Genomic DNA, 15,397 nt, shown 5'->3' on the forward strand with positions numbered 1-15,397 from the left:
ACATCCCTCACGCCCGACCCCGTACCCTTTGAGGGTGGCCCTTCACCTTTTCGACACAGCGACCCGGAGCGTGCGGGAGTTCCATCCCGTCCGTAGCGGAACGGCGTCGATCTACGTGTGTGGTGCCACCGTGCAGGGCGTGCCGCACATCGGGCACATCCGCGGCGCCCTGAACTACGACGTCCTGCGCCGCTGGCTCGTCCACAGTGGACTGGACGTGCTGCTGGTCCGCAACGTCACGGACATCGACGACAAGATCCTGGCCAAGGCCGCCGACGCCGGCCGGCCCTGGTGGGAGTGGGCGGCGACGCACGAGCGCGCCTTCGAGCAGGCCTACGACCAGCTCGGCTGCCTCCCGCCGTCGATCAACCCGCGCGCGACCGGGCACATCACCCAGATGGTCGAGCTGATGCAGCGCCTGATCGACCAGGGCCACGCGTACGCGACCGAAGGCGACGTCTACTTCTCGGTCAAGTCGTTCGACCACTACGGCGAGCTGTCGCGCCAGGGCCTCGACGACGTCCAGCAGGGCGAGACGCCGACCCGCGGCAAGCAGGACCCGCGCGACTTCACCCTGTGGAAGAGCGCGAAGCCGGGCGAGCCGTCGTGGCCGACGCCGTGGGGGCCCGGCCGGCCGGGCTGGCACCTCGAGTGCTCGGCGATGGCGACCGCCTACCTCGGCCGCGAGTTCGACATCCACGGCGGCGGGATCGACCTGATCTTCCCGCACCACGAGAACGAGCGCGCCCAGTCGAACGCCGCCGGCGACCCGTTCGCCCGCTACTGGCTGCACAACGCCTGGGTGACCATGTCGGGCGAGAAGATGGCCAAGTCGCTCGGCAACACCGTGTCGATCCCCGCGATGCTGGAGCGGTACCGCGCGGTCGAGCTGCGGTACTACCTGGTGCAGCCGCACTACCGGTCGAACGTCGAATACTCCGACGACGCGGTCTCCGAAGCCGCCCAGGGCTACCGGCGGATCGAGACGTTCTTGCGCCGCGCCGCGCAGTCCGGCGAGGTCGGGCTGGGCACGATCCCGGCGGAGTTCGCCGCCGCGCTCGACGACGACCTGGCGACGCCGCAGGCGTTCGCCGTGGTGCACAACACGGTGCGCGACGGTAACGCCGCGTTCGACGCGGGCGACACCTCCAAGGCACTCGACTTCGCCGCGGCCGTCCGCGCGATGACCGACGTGCTCGGCCTCGACCCGCTGTCCGCGCGCTGGTCCGAGGCGGGCGGTTCCGACACGCCCACCAAGGAAGCTCTGTCCCGGATCGTCGAAGGGCTCCTGGCCGAGCGCCAGCAGGCCCGGGCCGAGAAGGACTTCGCGCGCGCGGACGCCGCCCGTGACCGCCTCTCGCAGGCGGGCATCGTGGTGGAGGACACCCCCAACGGTCCTCAGTGGACAGTCAAGTCCGACTGATCCCGTTACAACGCAAGGAAACTTTCACCATGGCAGGCAATTCGCGGCGCCAGGGCGCGATCCGCAAGACGGGCACCAAGAAGGGTGCCGTCGTCGGCTCGGGCGGCCAGCGGCGCAAGGCGCTCGAAGGCAAGGGCCCGACCCCGAAGGCGGAGGACCGCCCCGGGCACAAGGCCTACCGCGCGGCCAACGCGGCGACGAAGCGCGACCAGGCCCGGCAGAAGAAGGCCGACAAGCCGGAGCTGATCGCCGGGCGCAACCCGGTGGTCGAGGCGCTGCGCGCGGACGTCCCGGCGACCGCGCTGTACGTCGCGCTGAACATCGACATCGACGACCGCGTCAACGAGGCCGTCCGGCTGGCCGGCGACAAGGGCATCTCGATCCTGGAGATCCCGCGCGAGGAGCTGGACCGCAAGACGAACCGGGCCGTGCACCAGGGCCTGGGCCTGCAGGTCCCGCCGTTCGAGTACGCCCACCCGGACGACCTGATGGCGGCGGCCCGCAACTCGGGCGAGGTGCCCCTGTTCGTCGCGCTCGACGGCGTCACCGACCCGCGGAACCTGGGCGCGGTGATCCGGTCGGCGGCCGCGTTCGGCGCCCAGGGCGTGCTGCTGCCGGAGCGGCGCAGCGCGGGCATGACGGCGGTGGCGTGGCGGACGAGCGCCGGCACGGCGGCGAAGCTGCCGATCGCGGTGGCGACGAACCTGACGCGCCAGCTCAAGTCGTGGGCGAACGACGGCCTGATGCTGGTCGGCCTGGACGCGGACGGCTCGGTCGACATCGACGAGCTGGAGCTGGCGTCCGACCCGCTGGTCATCGTGCTCGGCTCCGAAGGCCGCGGGCTCTCGCGCCTGGTGCGCGAGACGTGCGACGCCACGGTGTCGATCCCGATGGCGGCGGGCGTCGAGTCGCTGAACGCGTCCGTGGCGGCGGGAGTGCTGCTCGCGGAGGTGGCGCGGCGCCGCCGTGTCGCCGGTCGGGTCTGACCCGGCCACCCACTCGGGTTAAGGTCACCGTCGGATAAACCGAGGGGACCCGATGTCGTTCGTATCGCCACTGTTCCTGTGGTACTTCATGCCGGCGGTGCTCATCGCCGTCCTGGTGTGCCCGCGGAGCTGGCGCAACGGCATCGTCGCGGTCGGCAGCCTGCTGTTCTACACGATCGGCGCCGGGCCGTTCGTGTTCCTGCTGCTCGGCTGCATGGTCGTCAACTTCCTGGCCGGGCCGTGGCTCGCGCCGAGCCCGTGGGACGTCAACGGCACCCGGCGGCGCCGGATCCTCGTCGGCGTGGTGACGCTCGACGTCGCGGTGCTGGTGATCTGGAAGTACGCGGGGTTCGCGACGCAGCAGATCGCCGCCGTCGCGCACTGGTTCGGCGGCAGCGTGCCGGTGGCGAGCATCGTGGTGCCGATCGGCATCTCGTTCTACACGTTCCACCACATCTCGTACGTCGTCGACATCTACCGCGGCGAGCGGCAGGCACTGCGGAACCCGGTGTCGTTCGCCGCGTACATCGCGATGTTCCCGCAGCTGGTGGCCGGCCCGATCGTGCGCTACCGCGAGATCGCCGACCAGCTGCCGCAGCAGCGTTCGCACCGCCTCGACGACATCGCGGCGGGCTTCCCGCGGTTCGCGCTGGGCCTGTGCAAGAAGACGATCATCGCGGACTCGCTGAGCCCGCTGGTCGAGGCGTGCTTCAAGGTGCCGCCGGACGAAATGACGTTCGCGACGGCCTGGCTCGGCGCGCTCGGCTACACGCTCCAGCTGTTCTTCGACTTTTCCGGCTATTCGGACATGGCGATCGGCCTCGGCCGCATGCTGGGCTTCCGCCTGCCGGAGAACTTCGCGCGCCCGTACTCGTCGGTGACGATCACGGAGTTCTGGCGCCGCTGGCACATGAGCTTGAGCCGCTGGTTCCGCGACTACGTCTACATCCCTCTGGGCGGCAACCGCAACGGCGCGGCGAAGACGTACCGGAACCTGTGCATCGTGTTCGTGCTGACGGGTTTCTGGCACGGCGCGCAGTGGACGTTCCTGGTGTGGGGCTGTTACCACGGAGCGCTGCTGGTGATCGAGCGCCGCTTCCGCTTCGACCTGGACCCGGCTTCGCGCTGGCCACGCCTGGCCCGCCGAGCCCTGACGATGCTGCTGGTGGTGTTCGGCTGGGTGTTCTTCCGCTCGGCGGACCTGGGCAGCGCGCTGTCGATGATCGGCCACATGCTGATCCCCGACTTCGACGGCTTGGGCACGGGAGTGGAGCAGGCGTTCACGAACCAGCGCCTGGTCCTCCTCCTGGCCGCGGCGGCGGTGTTCTTCCTCCCGGCCCACCCGGTGACGGGCCCGATGCTGGAGTCGTCCCGAAGCCGCCCGGCAACGGCGCTGCGCATAGGCGTGATGACGGTGGGTCTGCTGTACGCGGCGATCCTCATCGCCACGGGGACGTTCAGCCCGTTCCTGTACTACCAGTTCTAGGGACCACTCCTCACCCACCAAGGGGCGCAACCATGGTCGACGTGTGGACGGTCGAGATGGACCGTGAACTTGCCCGCCTGGTTCGGGTCTGGCGCGTCGATGAGGAGCAGAGCTGGCGTCAGATCGCCGCCGGCATCACCGAGCACCTCGATCTGCCACACAGCGACAGCCAGCTCGCGGGGCGTGCACTGTGTACCCGGGCGGCGCAGCTGCTGGGTGAGGAACCGTGGAACTGATGGGTGCGGCTCCGGATCCGCGGTTCGATGGTTACCGCGTTCGTGCGCCTCAGTTCCGCCGCCGCGCAGGTCGGGGGTGCGCTCTGGCGGCGGCAGTGGTCCGAAGGGTCCGCGACGACGTCTTCCAGTTGGCTGCGCCTGACGGCCTGGCAGCATGATCGGGGAGAACCGCTGGAGGCCCGAGAAATGACCGACCCGACCGAGCTGGCCAAGACGCCCGGCGTGATCCCCTACGTCGACCACCACGTCGGGCCGCGGCGGCTGCTGGTCCTCGAGATCCCGCACCTCGGCCACACCGTGCAGGACTACGCGCCCGTCGCGAGCATCGACGGCCGGCAGTACGTCGTCTCGTGGGGGGCCGTCTGCTTCGAGGTGCCCGCCGACCGGAACGTGCACGTCAGCGTGCACCTGCACACCAACAGCGGGCGCGACCACACGATCACCCCCTTCGCCTCGCTCGTCCTGTCGCCCCATCCCGCGCCCTTGCGGCTCGTCGCCCAGTTCGTGCCGAGCCGGGGTCCCCAGGGCACGCTCGTCCCCGTCGGCTGATCGTGCTCGCGACGCGCTACCTCTTCCTCACCCGGCACGGCGAAGCGGGCCCATCCGGTGATCTCACCGAGGCCGGGCAGCGCCAGGCCGTGCTGCTCGGCCGGCGCCTGCGCGACATCCCGGTCACCGCCGTGCACCACGGTCCTCTGCCCCGCGCCACCCAGACCGCCGCCTTCGTCGCGATGCAGCTGCCCGGCGTCCCGGTGTACGTCGACGAAGCGGCCGGCGACTTCGTCCCCTACACGCCGATGCGCGAGGAGCTCCCCGAGACCTCCGGCGACCTCCTGCACGCCTTCGCCCGGCAACTGCCGCCCACGGACGAGGAGCTCGCCGCCGAGGCCGAGCGGCGGTTCACCGGGCCCGTGCCGGGGAACGAGCCGCGGTACGACGTGCTCATCACGCACAACTTCCTCGCCGGCTGGCTCGTGCGCGCATCGCAGGACGCGCCGCCGTGGCGGTGGCTCGCGCTCGACCACGCCAACGCCGCGCTCACCGTGATCCGCTACTCGCCCGGGCGCCCGGCCGCGCTGCTGGCCTACAACGACGTCGGTCACCTGCCCGCGGAACTGCGCTGGACCGGCTTTCCGCCCGAGTTTTACCTTCCGTGACCGGCGAACGCGGAGCGTTGCCGCACCCGGAAACTGTGGCTCGCCCGAATGGCCGATCCTGACAGGATGGGCGGATGAGTCCCGTTCCGTCGCCCACCTCCGATCGGCTCAGCGACTACCTCGCCGCCGACGCCGTCGTCGATCACGGACACCCGTCGATCCGCGCGAAAGCCGAGGACCTCCGGCCGGGTTCCGGCGACGTCGTCGCGCGCGCCGAGGCCGCGTTCCTCTTCGTGCGGGACGAGATCGACCACGTGATCGACGCACGCGATCCGCGCGTCACCTGGCGGGCGTCGGACGTCCTGCGCGAGCGCGTCGGGCTGTGCCACGCGAAAACGCACCTGCTCGCCGCTTTGCTGCGCGCACAAGGGATTCCCGCCGGGTTCTGCTACCAGGAGCTCTCCGCACTGCACGGGCTCAATGCCGTGTATCTGCACGGTAAGTGGGCCCGGCTCGACGCGCGCGGGAACCGCACCGGCGCCCGCGGGGAGTTTTCGCTCGACGAGGAAGAACTCGCCTGGCCGGTGGATCGCGAGCGCGGCGAACGCGACCACCCGGAGATCCACCCGGCGCCCGCGGCGGTCGTCGTCGATTTCCTGATGACCGCGCGACCGGGCCCCGGCTGGTACGAAAAAGATCTCCCCGGCACGCTTTGACGCCGGTTTTCCGCGGTTTTCGGAAAACTCGGCGAGCCGGTTAGTTATTGCCGAGAGTGACGTCTGTCCGTCAGGATTGTCCCCCGAATCTCTTATTTCGCGGGCTCCCCCAGGCGCGTAAAGTGACTCCCCGCGCTCGAACAGACACTTTGTGCATTCGTCCGTTCGGGTGGCTCGAGGGAGGTGAAGCACGTGGCCGCGGATGGCGGACGCCTCCGCCGTACCCCACTGCAGGAGATCTTCTGGACGAGGACGAGCCTGCTCCTCACGGTGCTCGTCGTGGTCGCCGGGCTGAGCCTGTGGCTCGCCGGCCTGATGGACCCCGGCACCGGGAAGAACCTGGTGACGTCGCTGGGCACCGGCACCCTGATCTCCGCGATCGTCGGGTTCGGCACGACGCTGATCACCGCCAGCGCGTCGCAGAAGGCGCTGGTGACCCCGGTGATCGAGGAGAGCAGGCGCGCGCTGGAGGACCTCAGCGCCGAATACCGGGCGCTGAACAAGGAGTTCTTCCCCACCGACGTGTTCGAGGCGACCACCGATCCGGACCCCGCGTTCAACCGCGCGCTGATGGCCGACCTCAACGCGACCCGGCAGTACTTCTTCCGCGGCTTCTCCGGGCGGCACGCCGCCGCCCGCCTGCTGCTTTCCCGCACGGAACGGGAGCTCCGGGCCGTCATTGCCGACCCCCGTGACGCCAACTCGATCAGCGGGCGCGCCCGCTACCTGTTGCGCCGCGAGGCGGGCGACGTCGACTACGAACAGATCCAGACCCGGCTCCACGAGGAGATCCGGATCGGGCTCGTCGGCCTCTTCCTGGCGCGCAGCCGCTGCGCGCAGGTCGACATCACCGTGATCCCCGACCCGCCGCTGGACCGGCTCGAAATGTTCGACGACAGCGTGTGGGTTTCGCTCTACAGCGACGTCCGCGGCGCCACGAAGCTGTACCCGCGGTCCCTTCGGTTCACCGAGGGTTCCTTCCTCTACAACATGGAACGCGCCGAGTTCGTGCGCGTTTCGCAGTCCCGGACCGGCCGCCACTTCCGCATCACGTCCGCGACGACGCGGACGGATTTCCTGGCGCTGTTCGAAAAGATCACCGGATCCCCCTTGTCCGAGGAGCAGTTCCGCGAGCTGGAGGGCAAGTTCCACGCCTTCCGCGCGGAGTTCTCCGAAGTAGCCGAGCTAGGGAGCTGACCTTGCTCACCCGCCTGTCCCCTCTTTCCGAACTGGCCGCGCGCCTGCGTGCGGCCGGGCCCCCGATCGCCGCCGACTGGCGCGCGGTCGACGGCTGGTTCCGGCCGTGGGCCGGCCAGTCCGGGCTGCGCGACGAACTGCGCGCGCAACTGCGCGCGCTGACGGACGCGCAGGCCGCCAAGGTGCTGCGCTCGTCCCGGGAAACGACCACACACTTCGCCTGGTGCCTGCTGGATTCACCGGCCGACCCGTTCTCCTTCTGGCTGCACGAATACAAGGCGCAGGAGGACTGGCGGGAGGGCTACGCGGATTCCGTGCACAACCACAGGTACCACTTCTGCACCACCATTCTCCGGGGCGACTACCTCCACGAAAGGTACGAGACGACGATCGACGGCGGCACCGGGCTGATCACCTCGGCGCGGCGGCGGCGCAGCACGTTGTGCCAGGCCGGCGCGTGCATCACCATGCTGGCCGACGAATTCCACCGGATCCCCGAAGCCGCGGCCGGGACGATGACTTTCCTGGTGAAATCACGGCCGGTGAGCGGATACAGCCTTTCCTTCGATCCCGCCGGCGGAATCGGCCATCGGCACGTTCCGGTCGAGAGCCGATTGGGGGAATTGGCGGACCGCATCTAGCTACACACCGGCGTCAGCGGCGCTTACCATTACTCCACCCGTCTGAACACCACGGCCGGGATCGGAGAGGTGTATGCGCACGCAGGAAAGCACGATCGACCACGTCACCGTCGGCGCTGTGGAAAACCGGGTCCACCGGCTGTGCCACCGCTATGCCGAACGCCTGCAGTTCCACGGCTGGCACCACGTGAGTTTCGTCCGCGCGAAAGCGGTCGGCTTCGCCCAGCACAACGGGGCCGACCGCGCCGTGGTCGAAGTGGCCGCGCTGGTGCACGACGTCAACTACCTGGTGCTCCGGAACTCGCCCGCCGCGGCGGGCCGGAGCCTGCGGCTGGAGATCCTCGCGGAGTGCGGCGTGCCGCCGTCCGTCGCGCGCTGGATAGACGAGATCGTCGACGAAGCCGAGATGGCCACGCGCGGCCGTGACATCTCGCTGGAGGCACAGGCGCTGAGCGACGCCGACACGCTGTTCAAGGCGCTGCCGGTGACGCCGGTGGTGCTCGCGCACCGGTACCTGCGCGAAAACGGGCTGAGCCTGCGCGAGCTGGCGGACAAGATCGTCGGCGAACAGTGCGACGTCCACGACGAGGGGTACTACTTCTACAACCCCGAAGCGGCGGCGACGTACTCGCGCTGGGCGATGGCGAACCTCCAGCTGTGGCAGTGCATCAAGGAGGCGGTCGACGACCCGACGGTCGCGGAACTGCTGGACGCCGTCCACGCGGTGGACGCGCTGGCGTCCTAGTTACGCAAGCACCTGGTGGGCCGCGACCGTCATCCGCTAACGCTGGCCGTAGCTGCGCAGCCGGTCGACGACCTTGGCCACCTCGGGCGGCGGCAGCAGGCTCGGCCGGCCGGCGCTCTGCGCGAGCAGCCACACGCGGCAGGCCCATTCGAGCTGCTGCGCGCGGTGGTAGGCGGCCTCGAGGCCGTCGCCGTAGGTCAGGGTGCCGTGGTTGGCCATGAGGCAGCCGCGGCGTCCGTCCAGTGCCTCGAGCACGGCGGCGGCGAGCTCGGGCGTGCCGTAAGTGGCGTAGCGAGCGACGCGCACGGACGGCCCGATGGTCGCGATGATGTAGTGGACCGGCGGCAGCTCGCGCACGAGCGTGGAGGCGGCGGTGGCGTGCGGCGAGTGCGTGTGCACGACAGCGGTCACCGGCTCGCCGTCGGGATCGCGCACGTCCCAGTAGACGGACAGGTGCATCGGCAGCTCACTGGTCGGCTTGAGCGAACCGTCGACAACCTGCCCACCGAGGTCGACGACGGGCACGTCGGCCGGGTTCAGGCTGGAGTAGCCGACCCCGGTCGGGGTGACGGCAACGAGATCACCGGCCCGCACGGACACGTTCCCGGACGTGCCGACGACCAGGCCATCACCGACCATCCGCCGCGCATAAGCACACACGGCGGCGCGCTCGGTCTCGAGGATCATGGGCAGGTCCGTTCGTCTCGGGGGTGATCAGCATGAACATTGCCAGCCACCCACGAGCCTCGGCCACCTACCCGGCCGGGGGATTTCCAGAGGGCACGAACGGCCCGTTCGCGACGCCGCGCGGGCGCGAAGGGGCCGTTGGTGACGCCGGGCCGGGCGCGAACGGGCCGGTCGCGACGGCTGAGCGGGCGCGAAAGGGCCGCTCGCTACGCCGCCCGCGCGAGCGCGAATGGACCGTTCGCGACCCCGCCGGGGCACGAAAGGGCCAGTCGCGACGCTGGACGGGTGCGCAAGGGCCGCTCGCTACGCCGCCCGCGCGCGAAAGGGCCGGTCGCAACGCCCGCCGAGTCGCGAAAGGGCCACTCGCAACGCCCGCCCGCGCGCGAAAGGGCCACTCGCAACGCCCACCGAGACGCGAAAGGGCCAGTCGCGACGCCGGGCCAGGCGCGAAAGGGCCGCTCGCGCCCCGGGCCAGGGGTGCGAGCGGACCGTTCGCCCTAAGCCTTCGTCGGAGCAGGCGCAGCAGGAGCGGCAGCGGAAGCCGGAGCAGCCTTCGAAGCCGCACCCTTCGGCGCAGGCGCAGGAGCAGGCGCAGGCTTGCGATCCCCGTTCTCACCAGCCACAGGCTCCGGAGCCAGCAACCGCATGGCCTCCTGAACAGCCACATCCGTAGCCGCGATCCGCTCGGCGACCTTCGACCGCAGGTCCAGAGCCAGCTTCCGGTTCTGGTCAGCCGTCGCCTGCTTGGACCGAGCGTCGGCCAAGGCCGCGTCCGTCTCGTGCTTCTTGGTCGCGATCTCCTCGTCGAACGCCTTCTTCTTGGCCGCGTACTCGTCGTCGAAGGCCTTCTTCTTGCGGGCCAGCTCCTCCGAAGCCACCCGGTCCGCCTCGGCGCGTGCCTCGGCCGCCGCTGCTTCGGCTGCCGCGTCCGCTTCCTTGCGGGACCGCTCCGCCGCCGCGGCCAGCTCGACCCGCTTGGCGCCCGCCGCCGCGTTGAGCTTTTCGATTTCGGCCTTCGCGTCCGACAGCAGGCGGGCGCGCTCCTCTTCCGCGTCCTTCGCCAGCTTGTCGGCCGTGCGGCGCGTCTCGTGCGCGTACTTGTCGGCCTGGTCGCGGGTCGATGCCGCGTCCGCCTCCGCCGCCGCGCGCAGGTCGGCGATCTCCTCCTCGGCGAGCTGCATCATCATCCGGACGCGCTCGGCCATCGCGCCGGCGCCGGACGGGCTCGAACTCATCCTGGCCAGCGCGGCCTTGGTCTCGGCGAGCTCCTTCTGCGCGTACGCGAGGGCCTTGGTGAGGTCCGCCGACGTCGCGACGGCTTCGTCGCGGCTGCGGGACGTCTCGCGCAGGTCCTTGTTCAGCTCGGCGACGCGTTCGTCGACCTGACGCTGGTTGTAGCCGCGGACACCCACGGCGAACTGGGCGGTCTTCGGGGCGGGCTGGGGCTTCTCAGGCGCGACCATCGCGCCACCTTAATGAGCCGGGGCCCGTCAGGACGTACCGCCAAACGGATGCATCACGAATATTGGAACCCCCGGTGACGCATGGCATCCTGAGCTTGTTGACCAGCGGTTAACGGCGAGGAGGCCACTGTGGACATACAGGCGATCCTCGCGGACATCGGCGAGCACTGGCACGTCTACGCCACCATGCCGCTCATCGCCGCCCTGATCGGCTACCTGACCAAGCGCGTCGCCATCGAGATGATGTTCCGGCCCCTCGAGTTCCGCGGCATCCGGCCGTTCCTCGGCTGGCAGGGCGTGATCCCGGCGAACGCGCGGCGGATGGCCACCACCGCCGTCGACCTGCTCACCCGCAACCTCGTCGACCCGCAGGAGATCTTCAGCCGCCTCGATCCGGAAGAAATGGTCAAAGAGCTCGAAGCACCCCTGCTCAAGGCCGTCGAAGACGTCACCCGCGAAGTCATGGAGACCTACCAGCCGCGGCTCTGGGAGCTGCTGCCGGCGCGGGCGCAGCAGCTGCTCGTCGACCAGGTCCGCGCGCAGGCGCCGGAAGTCGTGAAGCGCCTGCTGCGGGAGGTCTCGACCAACATCGACGAGGTCCTCGACGTCAACGCCATGCTGATCGGCGCCATGGTCCGCGACAAGTCGCTGACCTGCCGGCTGATCCGCGAGGTCGCCGCGCCCGAGTTCAAGTTCATCGCGCGGTCGGGGATCTGGTTCGGGTTCGTGATCGGGCTCGTCCAGTTCGTCGCGTGGGCGCTGACGAAACAGCCGCTGATCATGCCGGTCTTCGGTTTCGTCACGGGCTTCGTCACGGACTGGCTCGCGCTCAAGATGATCTTCTACCCGCGCGAGCCCCGCGGGTTCCTCTTCTTCCGCTGGCAGGGCATGTTCCAGAAACGGCGCCAGGAGGTCGCCGCCGACTACGGCGCGCTGATCGCCGACGAGGTGCTCACCGTGCGGAACGTGCTGGAGGCCGTGCTCACCGGGCCGCGCGCGGACCGGCTGTTCGCGCTGGTCACCCGCGAGGTGCAGCGCACGATCGACGCGCAGGCGAGCATCGCCAAGCCGCTCGTCGCGCTGACCATCGGCGGCCGCCAGTACCAGGAGATGAAACGCGCGGCCGCCGCCAAAACGATCGAACACCTCCCCGAAACGGTGAAACACGTCGAGAGCTACGCGACCGGCGCGCTCGACGTCCGCAACACCATCGTCGAAAAGATGCAGCAGCTGACCCCGCTCGAGTTCGAAGGCATCCTGCGCCCGGCCTTCAAGCAGGACGAATGGAAGCTCATCGCCGTCGGCGCGATCATCGGCGGGCTGGTGGGTGAACTGCAGGTACTGCTCCTGCTCCACTGACACCGGGCCGATAGCGTGCCCGGCGTGGACGCGATCGAGTTCGGCACGCACTGGCAGGTGTACGTCACCATGCCGTTCATCGCGGCCCTGATCGGCTACGTCACCAAGCGCGTCGCCATCGAAATGATGTTCCGGCCGCTCGAATTCACCGGGATCAAGCCGTTCCTCGGCTGGCAGGGGGTGCTGCCGGCGAACGCCGAGCGCATGGCGGCGACGGCGACCGAAATGCTGACGACCACCCTGGTCGACCCCAAGGAGATCTTCGCCCGCCTCGACCCGGTGCAGGTCGCGAAGGAGATCGAACAGCCGCTGCTGCGGGTCGTCGAGGACGTCACCCGCGAGGTCATGGAGACCTACCAGCCGCGGCTCTGGGAAGTGCTGCCGAACACCGCGCAGCTGCTGCTGCTCAAGCGCGTCCAGGCCGAGGCGCCGAAGGCGATCACCAAGATCATGCGGGAGATCGCCGACAACATCGAGGACGTCCTCGACCTGCAGCACATGGTCGTGACGAACCTCGTGCGCGACAAGGCCCTGCTCAACCGGCTCATCCGCGACATCTCGCGGCCCGAGATGCGGTTCATCGCGCGCTCGGGCATCGGGTTCGGGTTCGTCCTCGGCTGCGTGCAGCTCGTCGTGTGGACGCTGACGAAGTCGCCGATCGTGCTTCCGCTGTTCGGCCTCCTCATCGGCTGGTTCACCGACTGGCTGGCCCTGAAGATGATCTTCCTGCCACGCGAACCCAAGCGGTTCTTGGGCCTCTACACCTGGCAGGGCGTCTTCCAGAAGCGCCGCGACGAGGTGGCCGCCGACTACGGCGACATGATCGCCCGCGAGATCATCACCATCCCGAACCTGCTGGAAGCCGTGCTGAGCGGGCCGAAGTCCGACCGCCTGTTCACGATGATCACCCGCGAGGTGCAGAAGACGATCGACGCGCAGGCGAGCGTCGTGAAACCGTTCGTCGCCATCGCCGTCGGGACGAGGAAGTTCCAGGAGATGAAGCAGACGGCGGCGGCGAAGGCGGCGGAGCGCGTCCCGGAGACGATCCGGTACGCCGAGAACTACGCGATCAACGCGCTCGACGTGCGGAACACCATCGTCGACCGGATGAAGAAGCTGAGCGCGCTGGAGTTCGAGCAGCTGCTGCGGCCGGCGTTCCGGCAGGACGAGTGGAAGCTGATCGCCGTCGGCGCGGTGATCGGCGGACTGGTCGGCGAGCTGCAGGTGCTCGCCCTGCTCGGCTAGCCGGTACGGTTTCGCTTTCGGGAGAGGAGGTCGGGTGGACGCTGTCCTGCACGACCTCGCCCTCCACTGGCCGCTGTACGCGGCGATGCCGTTCATCGCGGCGCTGATCGGGTACGTCACCAAGCGCGTCGCCATCGAGATGATGTTCCGGCCCCTGGAGTTCGTCGGGATCCCGCCGCTGCTCGGCTGGCAGGGCGTCGTCCCGAAGCACGGCGGCCGGATGGCGGCGGTGGCGACCGAGCTGCTGACGGCGAACCTCCTCGACCTGCGCGAGGTCTTCGGCCGCATCGACCCCGTGATCATCACGAGCGAGCTGGAACAGCCGCTGCTGCGCGCGGTCGACCACATCGCGCGCGACGTCCTCGCCGAACACCACCCGCGGCTGTGGGAGGTCATGCCGACGCTGGCGCAGGAGATGCTGATCAAGCAGGTCCAGGCGTCGGCGCCGCGGCTGGTCCGGGAGTTCCTCGACGACGTCCGCGAGAACCTCGACGAGGTCCTCGACGTCCAGCACATGACGGTCGAGCGGCTGACGCGCGACAAGGCGCTGCTGGTACGCCTGATCCGCGAGACGTCCCGGCCGGAGATGGCGTTCATCGCGCGGATGGGCATCTACTTCGGCTTCGGCCTCGGCCTGGTCCAGACGATCGTCTGGGCGTTCACGCGCGAGCCCCTGGTGCTGCCGGTCTTCGGCGGCTCGATCGGCCTGTTCACCGACTGGCTGGCGATCAAGCTGATCTTCGTCCCGCGCGAGCCGGTCCGGCTGGGCCGCGTGATCTTCCAGGGCAAGTTCCAGCGCCGGCGCGCGGAGGTGGCGCGCCAGTACGGCGAGCTGATCGCGAACGAGGTCCTGACGGTCCAGAACCTGCTGGACGCGGTCCTGCGCGGCCCGCGAGCCGACCGCCTGGCGGCGCTGGTCGAGCACCTCGTCTCGGAAGCGGTCGACACGCAGATGCCGCTGTCCCGGACCGTCGGCGGCACGCGGCTGAAGGAGATGAAGCACGCGGCGGCCCGCAAGGCGCTCGAACAGCTGCCGGACACGGCCCGGTACGCCGAGGGGTACCTGACCGAGGCGATGGACGTCGCGAAGATGATCGAGCAGCGGATGCTGGCGTTGACGCCACTGGAGTTCGAGGGCTTGCTGCGCCCGGCGTTCCGCCAGGACGAGTGGAAGCTGATCGCGGTCGGCGGGGTGATCGGGTTCGTCGTGGGTGAGCTGCAGGTCCTGCTGATGCTGGGTTAGGCCGCCGCGACGAGAGCCGGTTCCACCGCGCGGACCCGGGTCCGGCGATCGCGCTGCCAGGCGATCACCCGGCACACCACGTAGATCAGGAACGAAATCGCCGTCACGAAGGCGCTCACCGGCAGCCCGGGCGCCAGCGACAGCACGATCCCGCCGATCGCCGACACCTCGGCGAACACGATCGACAGCACCGTGGCCTTCCACGGCGACGCCGTCACGCGCGCGGCAGCGGCCGCGGGCGTCACCATCAGCGCCACCACCAGCAGCGAGCCGACCACCTTCACGCTCAACGCCGTCGAGACACCCACCAGCAGCGCGAACACCACGGTCAGCGTCTTCACCGGCACCCCGCGCGCGACCGCGACGTTCCGGTCCACGGAGGCGAACAACAGCGGCCGGTACACCAAGGCCAGCACCGCCAGCACCACCACCGACGACACCACGAACAACGTCAGGTTCGTCGAATCGATCGTGATGATCTGGCCGGTCAAGATCCCGAACTTGTTCCCGGACCGTCCTTTGTAGAACGACAGGAACAGCACGCCCATGCCGAGGCCGAACGACAGGATCACGCCGATCACCGAGTCGCGGTCCGCGTCGCGCGCGCCCAGGATGCCCAGCAGCAGCGCCGCCACCACCGCGCCGATCAGGGCGCCGTACTCGACGCCGATGCCCAGCAGCAGGGCCGCCGCGCCGCCGGTGAACGCCAGCTCGGACGTGCCGTGCACCGCGAACGACATCCGCCGCATCACGATGAGCGGGCCCAGCACCCCGGCCACCAGGCCGAGGATCGCCGCCGCCAGCAACGCCGTCCGGACGCCGTCGAGCTCGGTGATCAGCTCCCAGGTCTTGCCGAAGTCGAACAGATCCAAG

16 protein-coding genes are annotated in these 15,397 nt (G+C 69.6%); 13 read left to right on the forward strand and 3 right to left on the reverse strand.

Features of this window, described 5'->3' with window-relative positions:
- The first annotated feature begins 34 nt into the window (after positions 1–34).
- The 10 genes from cysS to ACYVLJ_RS04905 all read left to right on the forward strand — a co-directional run bounded on the left by cysS (position 35) and on the right by ACYVLJ_RS04905 (position 8,527).
- A complete protein-coding gene (cysS, locus tag ACYVLJ_RS04860; protein ID WP_451969196.1) occupies positions 35–1,423 on the forward strand; it encodes a cysteine--tRNA ligase in 1,389 nt (462 codons plus the stop codon).
- 29 nt (positions 1,424–1,452) lie between these two features.
- Complete coding sequence (rlmB, locus tag ACYVLJ_RS04865) at positions 1,453–2,409, forward strand: 23S rRNA (guanosine(2251)-2'-O)-methyltransferase RlmB (protein ID WP_451969198.1); 957 nt, start codon at positions 1,453–1,455, stop codon at positions 2,407–2,409.
- Positions 2,410–2,461: 52 nt separating this feature from the next.
- Positions 2,462–3,895 carry an MBOAT family O-acyltransferase gene (locus ACYVLJ_RS04870; protein WP_460437875.1) on the forward strand — a complete coding sequence of 478 codons (1,434 nt, stop codon included), beginning with the start codon at positions 2,462–2,464 and terminating at the stop codon, positions 3,893–3,895.
- Between the two features lie 32 nt (positions 3,896–3,927).
- Positions 3,928–4,131, forward strand: coding sequence for a hypothetical protein (locus ACYVLJ_RS04875; RefSeq protein WP_460437876.1), 204 nt, complete (start codon positions 3,928–3,930; stop codon positions 4,129–4,131).
- Between the two features lie 186 nt (positions 4,132–4,317).
- The gene (locus ACYVLJ_RS04880; RefSeq protein WP_460437877.1) at positions 4,318–4,680 is read left to right on the forward strand and encodes a hypothetical protein; all 363 of its coding nucleotides are present in this window, start codon (positions 4,318–4,320) and stop codon (positions 4,678–4,680) included.
- A gap of 2 nt (positions 4,681–4,682) precedes the next feature.
- A complete protein-coding gene (locus ACYVLJ_RS04885) occupies positions 4,683–5,288 on the forward strand; it encodes a histidine phosphatase family protein (protein WP_460437878.1) in 606 nt (201 codons plus the stop codon).
- A 74-nt stretch (positions 5,289–5,362) separates the two neighbouring features.
- Complete coding sequence (locus tag ACYVLJ_RS04890) at positions 5,363–5,944, forward strand: transglutaminase-like domain-containing protein (RefSeq protein ID WP_460437879.1); 582 nt, start codon at positions 5,363–5,365, stop codon at positions 5,942–5,944.
- A 183-nt stretch (positions 5,945–6,127) separates the two neighbouring features.
- On the forward strand, positions 6,128–7,141 hold the full coding sequence (locus tag ACYVLJ_RS04895) for a hypothetical protein (RefSeq protein WP_460437880.1): 1,014 nt from the start codon (positions 6,128–6,130) through the stop codon (positions 7,139–7,141).
- A 2-nt stretch (positions 7,142–7,143) separates the two neighbouring features.
- Positions 7,144–7,782 (forward strand): hypothetical protein, encoded by a 639-nt coding sequence (locus tag ACYVLJ_RS04900; protein WP_460437881.1) that lies wholly within the window; start codon positions 7,144–7,146, stop codon positions 7,780–7,782.
- Positions 7,783–7,855: 73 nt separating this feature from the next.
- Positions 7,856–8,527, forward strand: coding sequence for an HD domain-containing protein (locus ACYVLJ_RS04905; RefSeq protein WP_451969208.1), 672 nt, complete (start codon positions 7,856–7,858; stop codon positions 8,525–8,527).
- Positions 8,528–8,563: 36 nt separating this feature from the next.
- Here ACYVLJ_RS04905 and ACYVLJ_RS04910 read toward each other — a convergent pair whose 3' ends face one another.
- Positions 8,564–9,214, reverse strand: a complete 651-nt coding sequence (locus ACYVLJ_RS04910; protein ID WP_460437882.1) for a class II aldolase/adducin family protein — start codon at positions 9,212–9,214, stop codon at positions 8,564–8,566.
- A 497-nt stretch (positions 9,215–9,711) separates the two neighbouring features.
- Positions 9,712–10,677, reverse strand: a complete 966-nt coding sequence (locus tag ACYVLJ_RS04915) for a coiled-coil domain-containing protein (protein WP_460437883.1) — start codon at positions 10,675–10,677, stop codon at positions 9,712–9,714.
- 129 nt (positions 10,678–10,806) lie between these two features.
- Here ACYVLJ_RS04915 and ACYVLJ_RS04920 point away from each other — a divergent pair, with 129 nt between their 5' ends.
- The 3 genes from ACYVLJ_RS04920 (at position 10,807) to ACYVLJ_RS04930 (ending at position 14,524) form a co-directional block, all read left to right on the forward strand.
- The gene (locus tag ACYVLJ_RS04920; protein WP_460437884.1) at positions 10,807–12,036 is read left to right on the forward strand and encodes a DUF445 domain-containing protein; all 1,230 of its coding nucleotides are present in this window, start codon (positions 10,807–10,809) and stop codon (positions 12,034–12,036) included.
- Between the two features lie 69 nt (positions 12,037–12,105).
- Complete coding sequence (locus ACYVLJ_RS04925; protein WP_460438012.1) at positions 12,106–13,281, forward strand: DUF445 family protein; 1,176 nt, start codon at positions 12,106–12,108, stop codon at positions 13,279–13,281.
- A 34-nt stretch (positions 13,282–13,315) separates the two neighbouring features.
- Positions 13,316–14,524 (forward strand): DUF445 domain-containing protein, encoded by a 1,209-nt coding sequence (locus ACYVLJ_RS04930; RefSeq protein WP_460437885.1) that lies wholly within the window; start codon positions 13,316–13,318, stop codon positions 14,522–14,524.
- Here ACYVLJ_RS04930 and ACYVLJ_RS04935 read toward each other — a convergent pair.
- Positions 14,521–15,396, reverse strand: coding sequence for a metal ABC transporter permease (locus ACYVLJ_RS04935; protein ID WP_451969215.1), 876 nt, complete (start codon positions 15,394–15,396; stop codon positions 14,521–14,523). The two genes, ACYVLJ_RS04930 and ACYVLJ_RS04935, sit on opposite strands and share 4 nt — an antisense overlap.
- Position 15,397: the final 1 nt, after the last annotated feature.

The organism is Amycolatopsis stemonae (assembly GCF_054781455.1).